This is a genomic window from Georgenia sp. Z1491 (genome assembly GCF_057652395.1).
On the sequence record NZ_CM172729.1, the window covers coordinates 2,573,477 to 2,590,939 of the forward strand.

The window sequence follows — 17,463 nt, forward strand, 5'->3', positions numbered from 1 at the left end:
CAGGTTATCGCCGCTCGACCACGAGCTCTGGGACGACCTGCGGGTCCAGGTCAGATCCGGCGTCCGCGGCGGCCCACGCGGCGGCCGCGAGCGCGCGGTAGCCGTCGAGGCTGACCGTCACCGGCGCGGAACCGGCCGCGGTGGTGAGCGCGACGGCTGTGCCCGTGCCGTCGTCGAGGTGGAGGACGCCGTCGGCGACGTGGGCGCGGGCGCTGCCCACCGCCCAGGTGGGCGACACACCGGCGGGCGCGTCGGCGTCACTCGCCCGCGTGACCTCGGGGTGGGCGAGCAGGAGGTCGCGCAGGTCGGTGGCGAGGAACGCGGGGCGCTCGGCGGGGATCGCGAGGACGACCGCACGGGCGTCGTCGACGCCGGTGAGCACGTGCAGCGAGGCCATCCCCGCGGCCACGGCGCCGGCGATGTCGGTGTCGAGGCGGTCGCCGAGCACGATCGGCGCGGTTCCGCCCGCGCGGCGGGCGGCGGTCTGGAAGATCTCGGGCTCGGGCTTGCCCGTGGACAGGGGGCGGACGCCGGTGACCCCGGAAACGACGGCGACGAGCGCCCCGTTGCCGGGGGCGAGGCCGCCGGGCTTGGGGATGCTGGCGTCGAGGTTCGTGGCGATGTGCGCGGCGCCGCGCTCGATGGCGTAGCAGGCCTCGGCGAGGTGGTGCCAGGCGAGGTTCGGGTCCCAGCCCTGAATGACGGCGACCGGGGAGTCGTCGGCCGAGTCGACGATGCGCATGCCGCGCTCGGCGACCGCGGTGCGCAGACCCGCTCCGCCGACGACGAGGACCGCCGACCCCTTCGGGTAGCGCTCCGCCAGCAGGGCCGCTCCCGCCTGGGCCGCGGTGACCACCTCGTCGGGGGCCGTCGCGATGCCGAGCTCGGTGAGGTGGTCGGCCACTGTCCCCGGCTCGCGAGAGGCGTTGTTGGTGACGAAGCGGGTGGTCAGGCCGGCGCTGCGCGCCGCGTTCAGCGAGTCGGCCGCGTGCTCGACGGGGTCGTCGCCCCGGTAGCAGACGCCGTCGAGGTCGATGAGCGCGACGTCGTGCGCCAGGTGCAGGGGTTGATCAGTTCCGCGGAGAGTCACCGGCCCATTGTGTCGGACCCCGGCTCCTCGGTCGCGGGACGTCCGCCCCGCGGCTCCGCCTCGCCCAGGTCGAGGCCGAGGTCGAGCTGCCCCTGCTCGGCCTCCGGCTCGGCCCCCTGCTCAGCGGACGGCTCAGGGTCCGGCTCAACCTCCTGCTCAGAGGACGGCTCAGGGTCCGGCTCGACCTCCTGCGCGTCGGTGACGTCGGCGTGCTCGACGACGTCTGGCTCGACCGCAGCTTCGGACTCTTCGACGTCCGGATCCGAGGCGGCCACGGGCGCCTCGGTGGAAGCTTCCGAGACTGCCTGTCCGGCCTCGTCCTCCTCGGGTAGCAGGTCGATGACGTCGAACGTGTCGGTGGAGTCGTCCGTGGGGATCGAGATCCTGCTGCGGACCTCTGCGGCCTCGTCGGTCCTGCCGACCTCGTCGAGGCGGTCAGCAATGACGGAGTCGAGTCGGGCCCGGACGGCTCGGTCGGTGATGGCGTCGAGCGCCACCGTGCGAAGGAGGAGCAGTCCGGCCTCGTTCTCGCCGAGGTCGGCGCGCGCACCGGAGGCCACGATCGCGAGTTCGGCCCGCTCCGCCTCGGAGAGTGTGCTGGCGTCGGTCTCGGCCACCACCGTGAGGGCACGTTCGGGGCGACCGAGACCGCGCTCGCAGTCGGCCTCCATCACGCGGTGGTCGTCGCGGCCCGAGAGACGGCGCACGGCGCGTAGCTCCTTGAGCGCCTCGGCGAACCGGCCCGTCGCGTAGGCGGTGATGGCGACGGCCTCGCGGGCCGTGGCGACGCGGCCCGCACCGCGGCCGGCGGCCTGTGCGTGCTGATAAGCCCGTTCCGGGTCGTCCTCGAGCAGGATGCCGGCCATGACGAGGTGCCGGGCCACGGCCTCGCCGTTGGTCTTGGAGAGAGTAAGCAGCTCGCGCCGTGCCTCCCGGTCGAGCATCTGTGCGGTGATGTCCTCGGGGATGTCCGGTGCCTGAGGAGCGGCAGCTCGGCGTTCCTGTCCGGGTCGGCCATGACCGACCTGGCGGTCCGCGCCACCCTGGCGACGACCCCGGTCGTCGGCGCGTCGCCCGGCGGTGTGCCGCTCCCCGTCACGCCGGGACGAACGGTCTTCCCACCGGCGGCCGCCCTGACGCTCACCGTCACGACGCTGGGGCCGGTCGCCGTAGAAATCCTGAGCGTCACGGCGCGGCGGGCGATCCTCCCACCGACGAGCAGAACCCTGGCGCTCACCATGGCGGCGCTGGGGCCGGTCACCATAGGAACCCCGACCATCCTGGCGGGGCGGACGCTCCTCCCACCGACGACCGCCGCCCTGACGTTCACCGTCACGGCGCTGCGGCCGGTCGCCGGACGAACCCGGGCCGTCGCGGCGGGGCGGCCGGTCTTCCCACCGACGGCCACCACCCTGGGAACGATCGCGTGAGTGAGACTGCCGGCGGGGACGGCCATCACCGCCGCGGTTCGATCCCGAAGCGGTGCGACCTCGTCGGTCGTTGTCTTCTGGCGTCTCGCTCACTCTGTTCTCCTGTCGAAGCTGTCGCGGGACAAGACCGCCGAGGGCTCGTTCCCGCACGCGCGGGCCGGCTGAACAAGGCGCCGGACACACCCGCGAACCCAGAACACTACGTGAGCAAGGACCGGCGCAACAGCGGCCCCGGCAGTGACGCTCGCTCCATCACGGACCCACGGACGGACAGTCCAGGACGCCTGCACCTACACCCTGCATGCGCAGAGCGAACAAGACCCAAGTCACCGAGCACGGGGCACTCCGGGACCTGGGGCTGCGAAACGGTTCATACGACCTGGGCCCGCGGGACGTCCGGGCGGGCAGCGGTGCGTCGACGTTCAGGTAATGGTCTCTTGAAATGGCTGAAGGCCCCCACCGGTGTTGGTGGGGGCCTTCAGAATGGTGTGTACGGCGGTGTCCTACTCTCCCGCACGGTCGCCCGTGAAGTACCATCGGCGCTGAGGGGCTTAGCTTCCGGGTTCGGAATGGGACCGGGCGTTTCCCCCTCGCTATTGCCGCCGTAACCTGGCGGAACCATCATCCAGTTGTATCTACCCTCCAAACCCATGACCACCTGGTGGGGTGGCTGGTCTGGGGGTGGGTGGTTCCAGAACCGTACAGTGGACGCGCAAAGTTGTTGCGTGTTGTGCTCGTATCTTCCTCATGTCCCACCCCCGTACGCACGCGGTGCGCGTGTGGGGGTGTTGTGTGTTGGAAGTTGTCGGCCAATTAGTACCGGTCAGCTTCACGACTTTCGTCGCTTCCACATCCGGCCTATCAACCCCATGGTCTATAGGGGGCCTTCCCACCAAACGGTGGTGGAAACCTCATCTTGAAGCAGGCTTCCCGCTTAGATGCTTTCAGCGGTTATCCCTCCCGAACGTAGCCAACCAGCCGTGCTCCTGGCGGAACAACTGGCACACCAGAGGTTCGTCCGTCCCGGTCCTCTCGTACTAGGGACAGCCCTTCTCAAGTTTCCTGCGCGCGCAGCGGATAGGGACCGAACTGTCTCACGACGTTCTAAACCCAGCTCGCGTACCGCTTTAATGGGCGAACAGCCCAACCCTTGGGACCTACTCCAGCCCCAGGATGCGACGAGCCGACATCGAGGTGCCAAACCATGCCGTCGATATGGACTCTTGGGCAAGATCAGCCTGTTATCCCCGGGGTACCTTTTATCCGTTGAGCGACGGCGCTTCCACAAGCCACCGCCGGGTCACTAGTTCCGACTTTCGTCCCTGCTCGACATGTCTGTCTCGCAGTCAAGCTCCCTTGTGCACTTGCACTCAACACCTGATTGCCAACCAGGCTGAGGGAACCTTTGAGCGCCTCCGTTACTCTTTAGGAGGCAACCGCCCCAGTTAAACTACCCACCAGGCAATGTCCCTGATCCGGATCACGGACCGAGGTTAGACGTTAGTAACGACCAGAGTGGTATTTCAACGACGACTCCACACACACTGGCGTGCATGCTTCACGGTCTCCCACCTATCCTACACAAGCCGCAACCAACACCAATACCAAGCTATAGTAAAGGTCCCGGGGTCTTTCCGTCCTGCTGCGCGTAACGAGCATCTTTACTCGTAATGCAATTTCGCCGAGTTCATGGTCGAGACAGCGGAGAAGTCGTTACGCCATTCGTGCAGGTCGGAACTTACCCGACAAGGAATTTCGCTACCTTAGGATGGTTATAGTTACCACCGCCGTTTACTGGGGCTTAAATTCTGAGCTTCACCCCACAAGGGGGTTGACCCGTCCTCTTAACCTTCCAGCACCGGGCAGGCGTCAGTCCGTATACATCGTCTTGCGACTTCGCACGGACCTGTGTTTTTAGTAAACAGTCGCTTCTCCCTGGTCTCTGCGGCCCGCCAGGCTCACACCCGCAAGTGGTGATCACCCATAGGGCCCCCCTTCTCCCGAAGTTACGGGGGCATTTTGCCGAGTTCCTTAACCATGATTATCTCGATCGCCTTAGTATTCTCTACCTGACCACCTGAGTCGGTTTAGGGTACGGGCGGCTAGTCCCTCGCGTCGAGGCTTTTCTTGGCAGCAGAGGATCACCACTTTCCACCATACGGTGTCATCATCCGGCCTGAGGCTATGTGAGACACGGATTTACCTGTGTCTCGCCCTGCACCCTTGAACGATCCAAGCCATAAGGATCGCGCGGCTACCTTCCTGCGTCACCCCTGTTAATACGCTTACCTACTACCGGTTCGGGTCCCACGCGCCCCACCCACTCGCCCCGAAGGGCGATGAAGGTGGTTTGGGTGGTTAGCATCACCGGGCTCGGTATGGGCGGTCCTTCGCCGGTCACGGGAGTATCAACCCGTTGTCCATCGACTACGCCTGTCGGCCTCGCCTTAGGTCCCGACTAACCCAGGGCGGATTAACCTGGCCCTGGAACCCTTGGTCATTCGGCGGACGGGGTTCTCACCCGTCTTTCGCTACTCATGCCTGCATTCTCACTCGCGTAGGATCCACCACTGGGTCACCCCGCAGCTTCACCTCCCACGCGACGCTCCCCTACCCACCACAACCCCTGAACCACCCCACAAGGGGGGGCTTGGGACATGCTGTGGTGCCACGGCTTCGGCGGTGTGCTTGAGCCCCGCTACATTGTCGGCGCGGAATCACTTGACCAGTGAGCTATTACGCACTCTTTCAAGGATGGCTGCTTCTAAGCCAACCTCCTGGTTGTCACTGCAACTCCACATCCTTTCCCACTTAGCACACGCTTAGGGGCCTTAGCCGATGATCTGGGCTGTTTCCCTCTCGACTACGAAGCTTATCCCCCGCAGTCTCACTGCCGCGCTCACACTTACCGGCATTCGGAGTTTGGCTGACGTCAGTAACCTTGTAGGGCCCATCGGCCATCCAGTAGCTCTACCTCCGGCAAGAAGCACGCGACGCTGCACCTAAATGCATTTCGGGGAGAACCAGCTATCACGAAGTTTGATTGGCCTTTCACCCCTACCCACAGGTCATCCCCTCAGTTTTCAACCTAAGTGGGTTCGGTCCTCCACACGCTCTTACACGTGCTTCAACCTGCCCATGGGTAGATCACTTCGCTTCGGGTCTAGAACGCGCGACTCAAACGCCCTGTTCGGACTCGCTTTCGCTACGGCTTCCCCACACGGGTTAACCTCGCCACACGCCACTAACTCGCAGGCTCATTCTTCAAAAGGCACGCCGTCACCCCAACTATGGAGGCTCCGACGGATTGTAAGCATCCGGTTTCAGGTACTATTTCACTCCCCTCCCGGGGTACTTTTCACCTTTCCCTCACGGTACTTGTCCGCTATCGGTCACCAGGTAGTATTTAGGCTTAGCAAGTGGTCTTGCCAGATTCACACCGGATTTCACGGGCCCGGTGCTACTCGGGAACACATCCACACCACACGCGTCGCGGTACGCCTACAGGGGTCTCACCCTCTACGCCAGGCCTTCCCAGACCTTTCAGCTCCCACAACGATCACTGCAGCGCCCCTTTCGGCAGAAAGGAACGGACATGCCCCACAACCCCGCACGCACAACGCCTGCCGGCTCATCACGCACGCACGGTTTAGCCTGATCCGCTTTCGCTCGCCACTACTCACGGAATATCTCTTCCTGCGGGTACTGAGATGTTTCACTTCCCCGCGTTCCCTCACACGCCCTATACATTCAGGCGCGCGTGACCACCCATGACGGTGGCCGGGTTCCCCCATTCGGACATCCACGGATCACAGCTCGTTTGCCAGCTCCCCGCGGCTTATCGCAGGCTACGACGTCCTTCATCGGCTCCTGGTGCCAAGGCATCCACCGAATGCTCTTAAAAACTTCCCTCACCACCACCCACACACGAAAACGCGTGCGGACGGTGGAACACAATTAAGGAACACAACACTCAACAAAACATACAAAGATGCTCGCGTCCACTGTACAGTTCTCAAACAACCCACCCACACCCACCAACCCCCACCACAACAGTGGCAGGCTCGGTGAGCAGGGCACCAAGACAACCAACCCCACACCAACTCGTGGGGGTGGGTGGTCTCAGGACCCAACAGCGCGTGACCATCTCAGATGTTCCACCCATGAGCACCACCCACACCCCCAAGCACCAACGGCTCGGGCGGAACCAGCAGGCCACTCGGCCCACCAACCAACCCCCACACCAGCCGACCGGCCAACCGGGCCAGCTCCCGAAAAGAGGGGGCCGGCCCGCAGTGCCAGGACAGCGGACAGAAGGGGGTTTGTGAGTGCCAGATGCTCCTTAGAAAGGAGGTGATCCAGCCGCACCTTCCGGTACGGCTACCTTGTTACGACTTCGTCCCAATCGCCAGTCCCACCTTCGACGGCTCCCTCCACAAGGGTTGGGCCACCGGCTTCGGGTGTTACCGACTTTCGTGACGTGACGGGCGGTGTGTACAAGGCCCGGGAACGTATTCACCGCAGCGTTGCTGATCTGCGATTACTAGCGACTCCGACTTCATGGGGTCGAGTTGCAGACCCCAATCCGAACTGAGACCGGCTTTCTGGGATTCGCTCCACCTCGCGGTATCGCAGCCCTTTGTACCGGCCATTGTAGCATGCTTGAAGCCCAAGACATAAGGGGCATGATGATTTGACGTCATCCCCACCTTCCTCCGAGTTGACCCCGGCAGTCTCCCATGAGTCCCCACCACTACGTGCTGGCAACACAGGACAAGGGTTGCGCTCGTTGCGGGACTTAACCCAACATCTCACGACACGAGCTGACGACAACCATGCACCACCTGTATACCAGCCTTACGGGGCACCTATCTCTAGATGTTTCCGGTATATGTCAAGCCTTGGTAAGGTTCTTCGCGTTGCATCGAATTAATCAGCATGCTCCGCCGCTTGTGCGGGCCCCCGTCAATTCCTTTGAGTTTTAGCCTTGCGACCGTACTCCCCAGGCGGGGCACTTAGTGCGTTAGCTACGGCGCGGACCCCGTGGAAACAGGCCCCACACCTAGTGCCCAACGTTTACGGCATGGACTACCAGGGTATCTAATCCTGTTCGCTACCCATGCTTTCGCTCCTCAGCGTCAGTGATGGCCCAGAGACCCGCCTTCGCCACCGGTGTTCCTCCTGATATCTGCGCATTTTACCGCTACACCAGGAATTCCAGTCTCCCCTACCACACTCTAGTCTGCCCGTACCCACTGCAGGCGCGAGGTTGAGCCCCGCGTTTTCACAGCAGACGCGACAAACCGCCTACGAGCTCTTTACGCCCAATAATTCCGGACAACGCTTGCGCCCTACGTATTACCGCGGCTGCTGGCACGTAGTTAGCCGGCGCTTCTTCTGCAGGTACCGTCACTTTCGCTTCTTCCCTGCTGAAAGAGGTTTACAACCCGAAGGCCGTCATCCCTCACGCGGCGTCGCTGCATCAGGCTTTCGCCCATTGTGCAATATTCCCCACTGCTGCCTCCCGTAGGAGTCTGGGCCGTGTCTCAGTCCCAGTGTGGCCGGTCACCCTCTCAGGCCGGCTACCCGTCGACGCCTTGGTAGGCCATTACCCCACCAACAAGCTGATAGGCCGCGAGCCCATCCTCCACCGATAAATCTTTCCACACCCACTCATGCGAGCAGATGTCATATCCAGTATTAGCCCCGGTTTCCCGAGGTTATCCCGAAGTGAAGGGCAGGTTACTCACGTGTTACTCACCCGTTCGCCACTGATCCACCCAGCAAGCTGAGCTTCACCGTTCGACTTGCATGTGTTAAGCACGCCGCCAGCGTTCGTCCTGAGCCAGGATCAAACTCTCCGTAAAAGTTTCGCACCCACACCAACCCCAAGGCCAGCGCGAGCGACTATCCATACGAAGACCAACCCAACCCCCAACAAGGAGCCAGGCGATCCCAACCAACCCCACCAACCCAGGAAAAACAAGCTGGCAGAGCCAAAAAAACAAACAAAAACATGCGAGGACACCAACACACCCAACCAACCCACAACGAGCCGGCCACGACGCATCGACACCCCCACACACATGGCATCAAAAACAATCACGCACTGTTGAGTTCTCAAACAACCCACCCACAACACCCAGACCCAGAAACACCCAGGCCCACAGCATCAGGGCGACTTGACTATCTTAACCACAAGTTCATCCGGCCTCTGACCACTTCTCGCGGTTTGTGACTGGACTTACTTCCGGTCCATCCTCCGGGGCGTCGGCTGAGCCAGCGCTCCTTGTGGATGTTGTGCCTTGGCCCGGCGGATCTGGGAGCTTGCGCCCCGTCCGATCCGGTGTCCCGGTCCGTGCGGCGAGATGCAACATTACGCGGGCCGGATCGACCAGGTCAACCTGATCCGGGCCCTTCGCAGGTGACCTGCCGCACCGCTCGGTGAGCGGGGGCACGGAGTCCTCGGCGCGTCGCTCGCCGCCCCTCGGGCTCAGCCCTGGTGGGTCTCCACGATCGCCATGTTCTTCTTGCCTCGACGCAGCACGACGACCCCGCCGGCGAGGAGGTCGCCCGCTGCGAGGAGTCGTTCGTCGTCGTCGATCTTGTGTCCGTTGACCGAGGCACCACCCGAGGCGATCGTCCGCCTGGCCGCGCCCCGGCCGGCCTCGAGGCCGGTCGCGACGAGCAGGTCGACGATGCTGGTCTCCCCCACGACCCCGGTGGCTCGCGGGAGCTCGGCGGTGGCGTCGCGCAGGGTGTCGGCGTCGAGGTCGCGCAGGTCGCCCTTGCCGAACACCGCGGCGGAGGCTGCCTGGACGCGTGCCGTCGCGTCGGCGCCGTGGACCAGGGTGGTGACGTCCTCGGCGAGCGTGCGCTGGGCGGCGCGGGCGAAGGGCCGGTCGGCGACCTCCGCGGCCAGCGCCTCGATCTCCTCGCGGGTGCGGAAGGTGAAGATCTTGAGGAAGCGGACCACGTCGTCGTCGGCCGTGTTGAGCCAGAACTGGTAGAAGGCGTACGGACTCATCATGTCCGGAGCCAACCAGACGGCGCCGCCCTCGGTCTTGCCGAACTTCGTGCCGTCGGCCTTGGTGATGAGGGGGGTGGTGAGCACGTGGACGCTCGTGCCCTCGACCTTGCGGATGAGGTCGAGGCCGGAGACGAGGTTGCCCCACTGGTCGTTCCCGCCCGTCTGGAGGGTGACGTCGTGGCGGCGGTAGAGCTCGAGGAAGTCCATGCCCTGGAGCAGCTGGTAGCTGAACTCCGTGTAGCTGAGCCCCTCGCTCGAGGCGAGCCGCGTGGCCACGGTGTCCTTGGCGAGCATGGCGGAGATGCGGAAGTGCTGGCCGACGTCGCGCAGGAGCTCGATCGCCGTCAGGCCCGCGGTCCAGTCGAGGTTGTTGACGACCGTCGCGGCGTTGTCCCCCTCGAAGGAGAGGAACCTCGAGACCTGGCCGCGCAGGCGCTCGGTCCACTCCGCGACGGTCTCGGCGGTGTTGAGCTTGCGCTCGCCGCTCATGCGTGGGTCACCGATCATGCCGGTCGCGCCGCCGACGAGCGCGTAGGGGTGGTGGCCGGCGTTCTGCAGGTGGCGCAGCAGCAGGAGCTGGACGAGGTGGCCGTGGTGGAGGGAGGGCGCCGTCGGGTCGAAGCCGCAGTAGTAGGAGACCGGTCCGTCGGCGAGGGCCGCGCGCAGCGCGTCCAGGTCGGTGTGCTGGGCGATGAGGCCCCGCCACTGCAGCTCGTCGAGGACGTCGGTCACGACGCGGACTCCTTCATGTCTCATGGGCGCGCCCGCCGGGCGCGGGCCGCCGTGCACGACGGCCGGGGCCCATCGTGCCACCAGGGCACCCTCCGTTCGGCGGTCGTGCCACGCCCGGGCCCGACGTCGTCGTTCACCGGCCGGACGGGGACGGCACCTCCGGGCGGTGCGGGGACGGGACCACGGCGGCCCCGGCGGCCCCGGCGAGCGGTCCGGCGCCGGCGTTGAGGCTCTCAGTGCGGAAGCGCCGCTGGTGGCGGGCGAGCAGAACGAGTCCGGCCACGTGGACGGCGCCGGCGGTGGCGAGGACCGGGACGTACCCGAAGGTGTCGGCGAGCGAGAGCGCGACCGCGCCACCGGCGAACGAGACGAGCATGGCGAACGAGCTCACCGCGGTGAAGTCGGTGCCGGGCGACTCGGCGCGCGCGTAGTCCATGTTGATCGTCCACACGATGATCGACCCGACGGCGTAGGCCGCGAAGAACACGGCGACCACGACGACGACGTACGCGGTCGGCGCCCAGCCGCCGGCGACCGGGAGGAACCCCGCGACGCCGAGCGCAGTGAGCGCGCCGACGGCGACCAGGCTCCGCAGCCGCCCGATCCGGCGCAGGATCGGACCGGCCCCCATGCTGACCAGCCCGGCGACGATCCCGCCGAACATCGTCAGCACGGCGGCGATCTCACCGACCGACCATCCCGCATCCACGAGCGCGGGGTTGAGGACGCCGTAGGCGGCGGTCAGCCCGCCCCAGGTCACGGGAACGGCGGCGAACACCCAGAGCGTCGCGCCGGGCTGGCGCAGGAGGGTCCAGGTCGCCGACCACGGCACGGGTCGCGCTGGGCGGCGGTGGGCGGGCTCGCACAGGGCGAGGACGGCGAGCGTCGGCAGGAGCGTGCAGACGGCGAGGGTGAGGAGCGCGACCTGCCAACCGGTCACCTCGTAGAGGATGGCGGTGAGGCCGCCGCCGAGGATGTTGCCGACGAAGCTGCCCGAGACCTGGATGCCGTTGACGGACTCGCGCTCGTGCGGGCGGACGAGCCGGACGGCCAAGGCGTCGACGGCGATGTCCTGCGTAGCACTGACCGCCACGTACAGGGCGGTCAGCGCGACGAAGATCCCGTACTGCTCGCCGATGTCCGTGAGGAAGGACATCGCCACGAGCACGGCGGCGCACGCGGGCTGCAGGACGAGGAGCCACGTACGGTAGTGGCCGCCGCGCCAGCCGGGGCCGACCCGGTCGATGAGCGGCGCCCAGAGGAACTTCAGCGCCCAGATCATCCCGAGCGAGGACAGCACGGCGAGCGAGTCGAGCGACGCGCCCATCTCCCGCAGGATCGACGCGGTCCCGTAGAAGAGGAACCCGATGCCGAGGTACTGGGAGACGTAGAGGGCGAGCAGCAGCGGGTAGCGCGGGACGCCGAGGGCCGGGAGCGGCGGTTCGACGTCGGTGGGGTGGGAGTTCGATCCGGCGGTCGAGCCGGAGCCTGCGCGGGCGATGGGGTCAACGGTGGGGTCAGAGGCGCGCACGGCCAACCTTCCAGAAGCCGGAGTACATGACGGCGCGGCGGTCCAGGCCGCGCTCCTTGACGAGGTGTCGGCGGGCGCCCGCCACGGCGGCGGCCTCGGCGCAGGCCCAGCCGTAGGTCGCGTCGTCGATGTCGGCGGCCGCCAGCGCCGGGGTAAGCGCGCTGCCGGGCGGGTCCTCGCCCCGGAGCACGACGTCGATCTCCGTCTCGTCCACTTCGCCCGTGACGAGGTCGCGGCTCGGGACCTCGAGGATCGCCGTGAAGCGCCTACCGGGGTCGCCGCGGTGGGCATCGAGGATCGCGAGCATGCCGGGCAGACCGGTCTCGTCGGCGACGAGGACGTGATGGCCCTCGGCGGGGGCGTTGCCGTACGGGGCGGACTGGACGCGCACGCCGATCTCGTCGCCGACGGCCACGCGCTCGATCCACCGTGAGCCCGGTCCGTCGTGGCCGGTCGCGACGACGTCGACGTCGATCGTGTCCGAGCCGGGCTCCTGGGCGCGGATCGTGTACCAGCGCAGCTCGGGGCGTTCGGCCTCGGGGAGCTTCTTCAAGGGTCCGCGGGGGTTGATGGCCGGGGCGGGCAGGCGCAGCGGTGTGCCGGCCGGTGGCATGTAGATGCCGATGTACTCGTCGGGGCCGAGCCGATCGACGCCGGCCAGCTCCGGGGCGGTGATCCGCACCCGCCGGAAGGATGGCGTGAGGTCCGCCAGGCCGGTGACGCGGGCCGGGAACTCGGGGTAGACGTCGCGCAGCGGGGCCACGGACATCGTGCGGGCGTACAGGGCGTTGGCCGCGCTGACGGCGGTGCGCTTGTATGCGGGGTACTGCTCGGACATCGACACTCCCTCATTTAGGCCAGGCTTACCTAACTCGATCGGATGCCGGGCTGCAAGGGTGTCCGTGTGCGTCTTGCCGATCGGGCAGCGGGCGGTAGCGGTGTCGCGGGAGCGACGAGTGCCCCTGCGAGTGCTCAGTCCGTCGAGGTCTCGGGCCGCGGGTCGAACCGCTCCGTCGCCACTCTGAGGAGCTCCACCAGCTCCCACCGGTCGATCGCCAGCGGCTGATCGATCGTCACTCGCTCACCACGGATCTTGCGTGTGAGGGTCGTGCGGACCACCGGACGTCGGCCCATCCCGAACGCTCTACTTGCGATGACCGACGGGTAGCTCGGTGCCTCGATCTGCTTGCCGAACCGGACCGTGGTCACCTCGAGGACGTTCCGCCATGGAACTCGGTGCATGTCCTGCTTGTCGTCGCCGACCCACCGGAAGAGGGGGACGTCCTCCGGCGTGAGCTCGAGGTGGTAGTTGTGCCGCATCCGTCTCAGGTGGACGACGCCGAACACGACGACGAAGAACAAGCCGGAGAACGCGACGACGCCTTCGGCTCCCATCACCAGGGGTGCCAGTCCGAGCAGTCCAAGGAGCACGCTGCCCACGATGCGAACGGTGGCGGTTGCTCTGGGCCGCACTCTCGAGGGTCGGCAACCGCACACTCGACGAACTGGGGGTCACCGGGAGCGCGGTTTGCCGGGGCGGTAGGCGGAGACGCCCACGCCGCCGGGCTCCCAGAACCGCCAGGGGAACCGCTCGCCGTCGCCGCCCTCGCCCGAGACGCCGACCCGCGGCCCCGACCGGTGCGCCACGCGATGCTCGGCGACCTCGAGCCAGATCCGGCCCTCGGGATCGAGCGCGGCTCCGGAGTCGTCCAGGGAGAGCCCAAGGGCTTGCCCGAAGTTCCCCGGCCCCCGGGCGAGGCCGGCGTCGGTCCTGGCCCCGCGCCGTCGGCCGCGTGCGAGCTCGTGGCCGCGCACCACCTCGCCGCCGCGCAAGAGCGCACCGGTCGCCTGCCCGTCCGTGCCGCACACGAGGTTGAGGCAGGTGTGCATCCCGTACGTGAAGTAGACGTACACGTGGCCCGCGGGACCGAACATCGGAGCGGTGCGTGCGGTCGGGACGCCGGACCGGGCGTGGGACCCGGGGTCGTCGGGGCCGAGGTAGGCCTCGACCTCCGTCAGCCGCACCGCGACCTCGCCCTCCTCGGACCGCACGACGACGACGCTCCCCAGCAGCTCCGGCGCCACCTCGGTCGCGGGCCGGGAGAGGAACTCGCGGACCGCGTCGGGAGTCAGGCGTCCTCCTCGTCGGACCGCTCCCCCACCAGTGCGCTGCGCAGCTGCCGGCTCAGCTCGCCCGCGCGGGCCAGCTGCTCGAGCACGCGCGCGGGCGCGGTGCCACCGTGGCCGTCGCGGGCGTCGACGGACCCCTCGGCGGACAGCACCTCGCGCACCTCCGGCGTGAGGTGCTCCGAGACGGACGCGAGCTCGGCGTCGGTGAGGTCCCACAGCTCCTTGTCCTGCGACTCGGCCACCCGCACGCAGCCGCCGGCGATCTCGTGGGCCTCCCGGAACGGCACCCGCTGGCGGACGAGCCACTCGGCGATGTCCGTGGCGAGCGAGAAACCCTGCGGCGCGAGCTCGGCCATCCGGTCGGTGTGGAACGTGAGCGTGGCGATCTGCCCGGCGACGGCAGGCAGCAGCACCGAGAGCGTGTCGACGGCGTCGAACACCGGCTCCTTGTCCTCCTGCAGGTCCCGGTCGTAGGCCAGCGGCAGTCCCTTGAGCGTGACGAGCAGCGCCGTGAGGTCGCCGATGAGGCGGCCGGCCTTGCCGCGGGTGAGCTCGGCGACGTCGGGGTTCTTCTTCTGCGGCATGATGCTCGACCCCGTGGAGTAGGAGTCGTCGAGGGTGACGAAACCGAACTCCTTGGTGGCCCACACGATGATCTCCTCGGAGATCCGGGACAGGTCGACGCCGACCATCGCGGTGATCCAGGCGAACTCGGCGACGACGTCGCGCGCGGAGGTGGCGTCTAGCGAATTCTCCTCGGCGCCCATGAACCCGAGCTCGGCGGCGACGGCGTGCGGGTCGAGGCCGAGCGTGTTGCCGGCGAGCGCCCCCGCGCCGTACGGGGACAGGGCGGCGCGAACGTCCCAGTCGAGGAGCCGCTCGACGTCGCGCATGATCGGCCACGCGTGGGCGAGCAGGTGGTGCGCGAGGAGGATCGGCTGGGCGTGCTGCATGTGCGTGCGGCCGGGCATGATCGCGTCCGGGTGGGCGGCGGCCTGGTCGATGAGCGCATCGACGACGTCGAGCAGGAGCGAGCCGACGTGGCGAGCCTCCTCGCGCAGATACCGGCGCACGAGCGTGGCGATCTGGTCGTTGCGCGAACGGCCGGCGCGCAGTCGGCCGCCGAGCTCGCTGCCGGCCCGCTCGATGAGGCCACGCTCGAGGGCGGTGTGGACGTCCTCGTCGTCGGGATGGGGGGCAAAGTCGCCGGAGACGACGTCGGCCTCGAGCCGGTCGAGGGCAGCCAGCATCCCGGTGAGCTCGTCGGCCGTGAGCAGGTCCGCCGCGGCAAGCGCCCGGGCGTGGGCGCGGGAGCCCGCGATGTCGTGCCGGGCGAGCCGCCAGTCGAAGTGCGTGGAGCGCGAGAGCTCGGTCAGCGCGTCGGCGGGCGCGACGGAGAAGCGGCCGCCCCACAGGCGGAGCTCGGCGGACTCGGGCGGCGACTGGGAGGCATCGGTCATGGGGTCCATCGTGCCGCGTCACGGGCGATGGGACGAACGGCGCCCACCGCACGACTCAGCGCGTCTGCCCCACCTGCGATCGTCGATAGGCCCGGATCAGGTTGTCCCGACGGTGCACACGAGCACCGGAGCACCGGAATCGTCCTCCTGAGGCATGTGCGCATTTTGCTACAATGACGCACATGGGACAGGTAGCAGTTCGGGACCTGCGCAACCACACGCGCGACGTGCTCAGGCGCGTCACCGACGGCGAGCGCCTCACCGTGACCCAGCACGGTCGTCCCGTGGCGGAGATCGGCCCCGTGACGTCGTCGCGGCCCACGTTTCTCTCCCGCACCGACCTCGCTGAGCTTCTCGCCACCAGCCAGGCCGACCCAGGGTTGCGCGCCGACCTTGCGGCCCTCGCCGGCGAGACGACGGACGAGCTCGGGCCGGTCAGGTGACGTCGACTGCCTCGCCCATGCCGCATGGCGTCGTGCGCGGCCTGCTTGACACGAGCGTGTTCATCGCACAGGAGTCGGGCCGACAGCTCGAGACGGCGTCGCTCCCCGACGAGGGCTATGTCTCCGTCATCACGCTCGCCGAGCTCGAGGCCGGGGTACTCGCCGCCCCCGATCACACTGTCCGATCCCGACGACTTGCCACCTTGACGCGAATCGCCGCACTCGAGGCACTCCCCGTCGATGCAGCCGCCGCCACGCACTGGGCCCGCATGAGGGTGCTGCTGGCCGAGAGCGGACGCCGCATCAACGTCAACGATCTTTGGATCGCCGCGGTCGCACTCGCGAACGACCTTGCGGTGTATACGCAAGACCTGGACTATGAGCCGCTCGCCGAACTCGGTGAGCTTCGCGTCATCACCGTCTGATCGGACGCTCAGCCGGTCAGGACTTCGGGTCGTCCTTGAGGGCCTCGGCGAGCTCCGCGACGAACGCACGGGACTCGGCCTCGGTCGATCCGTGGCTACGGCGGTGGTGCGCGGCGGCGTCGTCGAGCCAACCCATCTGGACGAGCTGGATGAGGCGGGCGTCCTCCGGCGCGACGGACGGGTCGATCGAGCTCTTCGCCTTGGGCACGAAGGTCACACTGATCGGGGCTCGCTCACCGTCTTCCTCGGGCGGCAGGAGCGGGGCGAGCTTCTCGAGGGTGCGGGCCAGCCGGTCCACCTCCGCACTGAGGTCGCCCACGCTGGTCTCGAGCCGGTACACGCGGTCGAACAGCTCGCGCAGGTCCTGCCGTAGACCCCAGTCCGAGAAGCTCATGACCCGACCGTAGTGGCGCGCATACCGTCCGCAGCCGGGCCGGCACGGGGAGGTCTCCACACTCCACTCGACACTCCACTCGACACTCCACTCGGGGTCTCGCGCGAGGGTGTCCCGCCGACGGCGGTCCGTCAGCGGGCGTCGGTCACCGGGCGCGCATCACCTCCGCCACCACCATCGACGACGACGCCTCCGCCCCGAAGGAGCACCCGGCTCCGATGCCGCGCCCTCCTCCGACCTCGACCCCGCCGTCCCGCCCTCGCCATCCGCCGGCTGCTCACGCGCTGCACACCAGCCGCGGACGATCTCCTCGACGTCAGCGGGCCTCACCGGCAGCACGGGCCCGGTCGGCATCCGGATCCACTCCACGACGCGGAGGTTGAGCTCGGAGACGCGCTCGCGCACGAGCTCCTCGGACGGCAGGGTGCGCACGGTCTCGGGCAGCTCGGCGAGCTCCTTGCGCAGGACGAGCACCGGCGGGAGCAGGGCGTCGTTGGGCAGGTTCTCGTCGCGGAGCTTGCGGCGGATCCACCAGTCCTCGTCGTGCTCATCGATGTCCCGCAGCGGCTTGCCGGCGCCGGGCAGGTTGTCGAACTCGCCGCGCTCCTGCGCCTCCCGGATCAGCTGGTCCACCCAGTTGCCCGTCGGCATCTCGGGCGGCTTGCGCTGCGTCATACCCGTCAGTGTCACCGAGCGATTGCCGCGCCGGCATCCCACTTCCGACGGACAGCTCGCACACACCGGAAACCGTCATCAATCCGCCCATTTACTATCAGTTCTGATGTAACTGACAGTAAG

At 67.4% G+C, this 17,463-nt stretch carries 13 protein-coding genes and 3 rRNA genes; 3 read left to right on the forward strand and 13 right to left on the reverse strand.

Going from position 1 to position 17,463, the window contains the following annotated elements:
* Positions 1–4: 4 nt before the first annotated feature.
* Together AC24HA_RS11860 and AC24HA_RS11865 are read right to left on the reverse strand one after the other, a co-directional pair.
* Positions 5–1,090, reverse strand: coding sequence for an HAD-IIA family hydrolase (locus tag AC24HA_RS11860; protein WP_425710148.1), 1,086 nt, complete (start codon positions 1,088–1,090; stop codon positions 5–7).
* The gene (locus AC24HA_RS11865; RefSeq protein ID WP_425710149.1) at positions 1,087–2,034 is read right to left on the reverse strand and encodes a hypothetical protein; all 948 of its coding nucleotides are present in this window, start codon (positions 2,032–2,034) and stop codon (positions 1,087–1,089) included. The genes AC24HA_RS11860 and AC24HA_RS11865 overlap by 4 nt, the downstream gene beginning before the upstream one ends.
* A gap of 72 nt (positions 2,035–2,106) precedes the next feature.
* Here AC24HA_RS11865 and AC24HA_RS11870 point away from each other — a divergent pair, with 72 nt between their 5' ends.
* Entirely contained in the window at positions 2,107–2,520 is a 414-nt protein-coding gene (locus tag AC24HA_RS11870) for a hypothetical protein (RefSeq protein ID WP_425710150.1), read from the forward strand.
* Positions 2,521–3,010: 490 nt separating this feature from the next.
* Here AC24HA_RS11870 and rrf read toward each other — a convergent pair.
* From rrf to argH, 9 genes are all read right to left on the reverse strand, one after another.
* Positions 3,011–3,127, reverse strand: a 5S ribosomal RNA gene (gene rrf / locus AC24HA_RS11875).
* A gap of 186 nt (positions 3,128–3,313) precedes the next feature.
* A 23S ribosomal RNA gene (locus AC24HA_RS11880) occupies positions 3,314–6,432 on the reverse strand.
* A 434-nt stretch (positions 6,433–6,866) separates the two neighbouring features.
* Positions 6,867–8,387, reverse strand: a 16S ribosomal RNA gene (locus AC24HA_RS11885).
* Together the 16S, 23S and 5S rRNA genes form the textbook arrangement of a ribosomal RNA operon.
* A gap of 626 nt (positions 8,388–9,013) precedes the next feature.
* Positions 9,014–10,282, reverse strand: coding sequence for a tyrosine--tRNA ligase (gene tyrS / locus AC24HA_RS11890; RefSeq protein ID WP_425710184.1), 1,269 nt, complete (start codon positions 10,280–10,282; stop codon positions 9,014–9,016).
* A gap of 133 nt (positions 10,283–10,415) precedes the next feature.
* Entirely contained in the window at positions 10,416–11,813 is a 1,398-nt protein-coding gene (locus AC24HA_RS11895; protein ID WP_425710185.1) for an MFS transporter, read from the reverse strand.
* Positions 11,800–12,651: a siderophore-interacting protein gene (locus AC24HA_RS11900; protein ID WP_425710186.1), complete on the reverse strand. Its 852-nt coding sequence runs from the start codon at positions 12,649–12,651 to the stop codon at positions 11,800–11,802. Before AC24HA_RS11900 ends, AC24HA_RS11895 begins: the two co-directional genes overlap by 14 nt.
* A gap of 134 nt (positions 12,652–12,785) precedes the next feature.
* Positions 12,786–13,253 carry a hypothetical protein gene (locus AC24HA_RS11905; RefSeq protein WP_425710187.1) on the reverse strand — a complete coding sequence of 156 codons (468 nt, stop codon included), beginning with the start codon at positions 13,251–13,253 and terminating at the stop codon, positions 12,786–12,788.
* A 72-nt stretch (positions 13,254–13,325) separates the two neighbouring features.
* Entirely contained in the window at positions 13,326–13,898 is a 573-nt protein-coding gene (locus tag AC24HA_RS11910) for a DNA-3-methyladenine glycosylase (RefSeq protein WP_463648586.1), read from the reverse strand.
* 44 nt (positions 13,899–13,942) lie between these two features.
* Complete coding sequence (argH, locus tag AC24HA_RS11915) at positions 13,943–15,403, reverse strand: argininosuccinate lyase (RefSeq protein ID WP_425710188.1); 1,461 nt, start codon at positions 15,401–15,403, stop codon at positions 13,943–13,945.
* 182 nt (positions 15,404–15,585) lie between these two features.
* On the opposite strand from argH, the gene AC24HA_RS11920 reads away from it, so the two are divergent.
* Positions 15,586–15,846, forward strand: a complete 261-nt coding sequence (locus AC24HA_RS11920) for a type II toxin-antitoxin system Phd/YefM family antitoxin (RefSeq protein WP_425710189.1) — start codon at positions 15,586–15,588, stop codon at positions 15,844–15,846.
* Between the two features lie 17 nt (positions 15,847–15,863).
* Positions 15,864–16,271 carry a type II toxin-antitoxin system VapC family toxin gene (locus AC24HA_RS11925; protein WP_463648689.1) on the forward strand — a complete coding sequence of 136 codons (408 nt, stop codon included), beginning with the start codon at positions 15,864–15,866 and terminating at the stop codon, positions 16,269–16,271.
* 16 nt (positions 16,272–16,287) lie between these two features.
* On the opposite strand, the gene AC24HA_RS11930 is transcribed toward AC24HA_RS11925, so the two are convergent.
* Both AC24HA_RS11930 and AC24HA_RS11935 read right to left on the reverse strand, forming a co-directional pair.
* On the reverse strand, positions 16,288–16,665 hold the full coding sequence (locus AC24HA_RS11930) for a hypothetical protein (RefSeq protein WP_425710191.1): 378 nt from the start codon (positions 16,663–16,665) through the stop codon (positions 16,288–16,290).
* A 159-nt stretch (positions 16,666–16,824) separates the two neighbouring features.
* Complete coding sequence (locus AC24HA_RS11935; RefSeq protein WP_425710192.1) at positions 16,825–17,340, reverse strand: DnaJ family domain-containing protein; 516 nt, start codon at positions 17,338–17,340, stop codon at positions 16,825–16,827.
* Positions 17,341–17,463 lie beyond the last annotated feature (123 nt).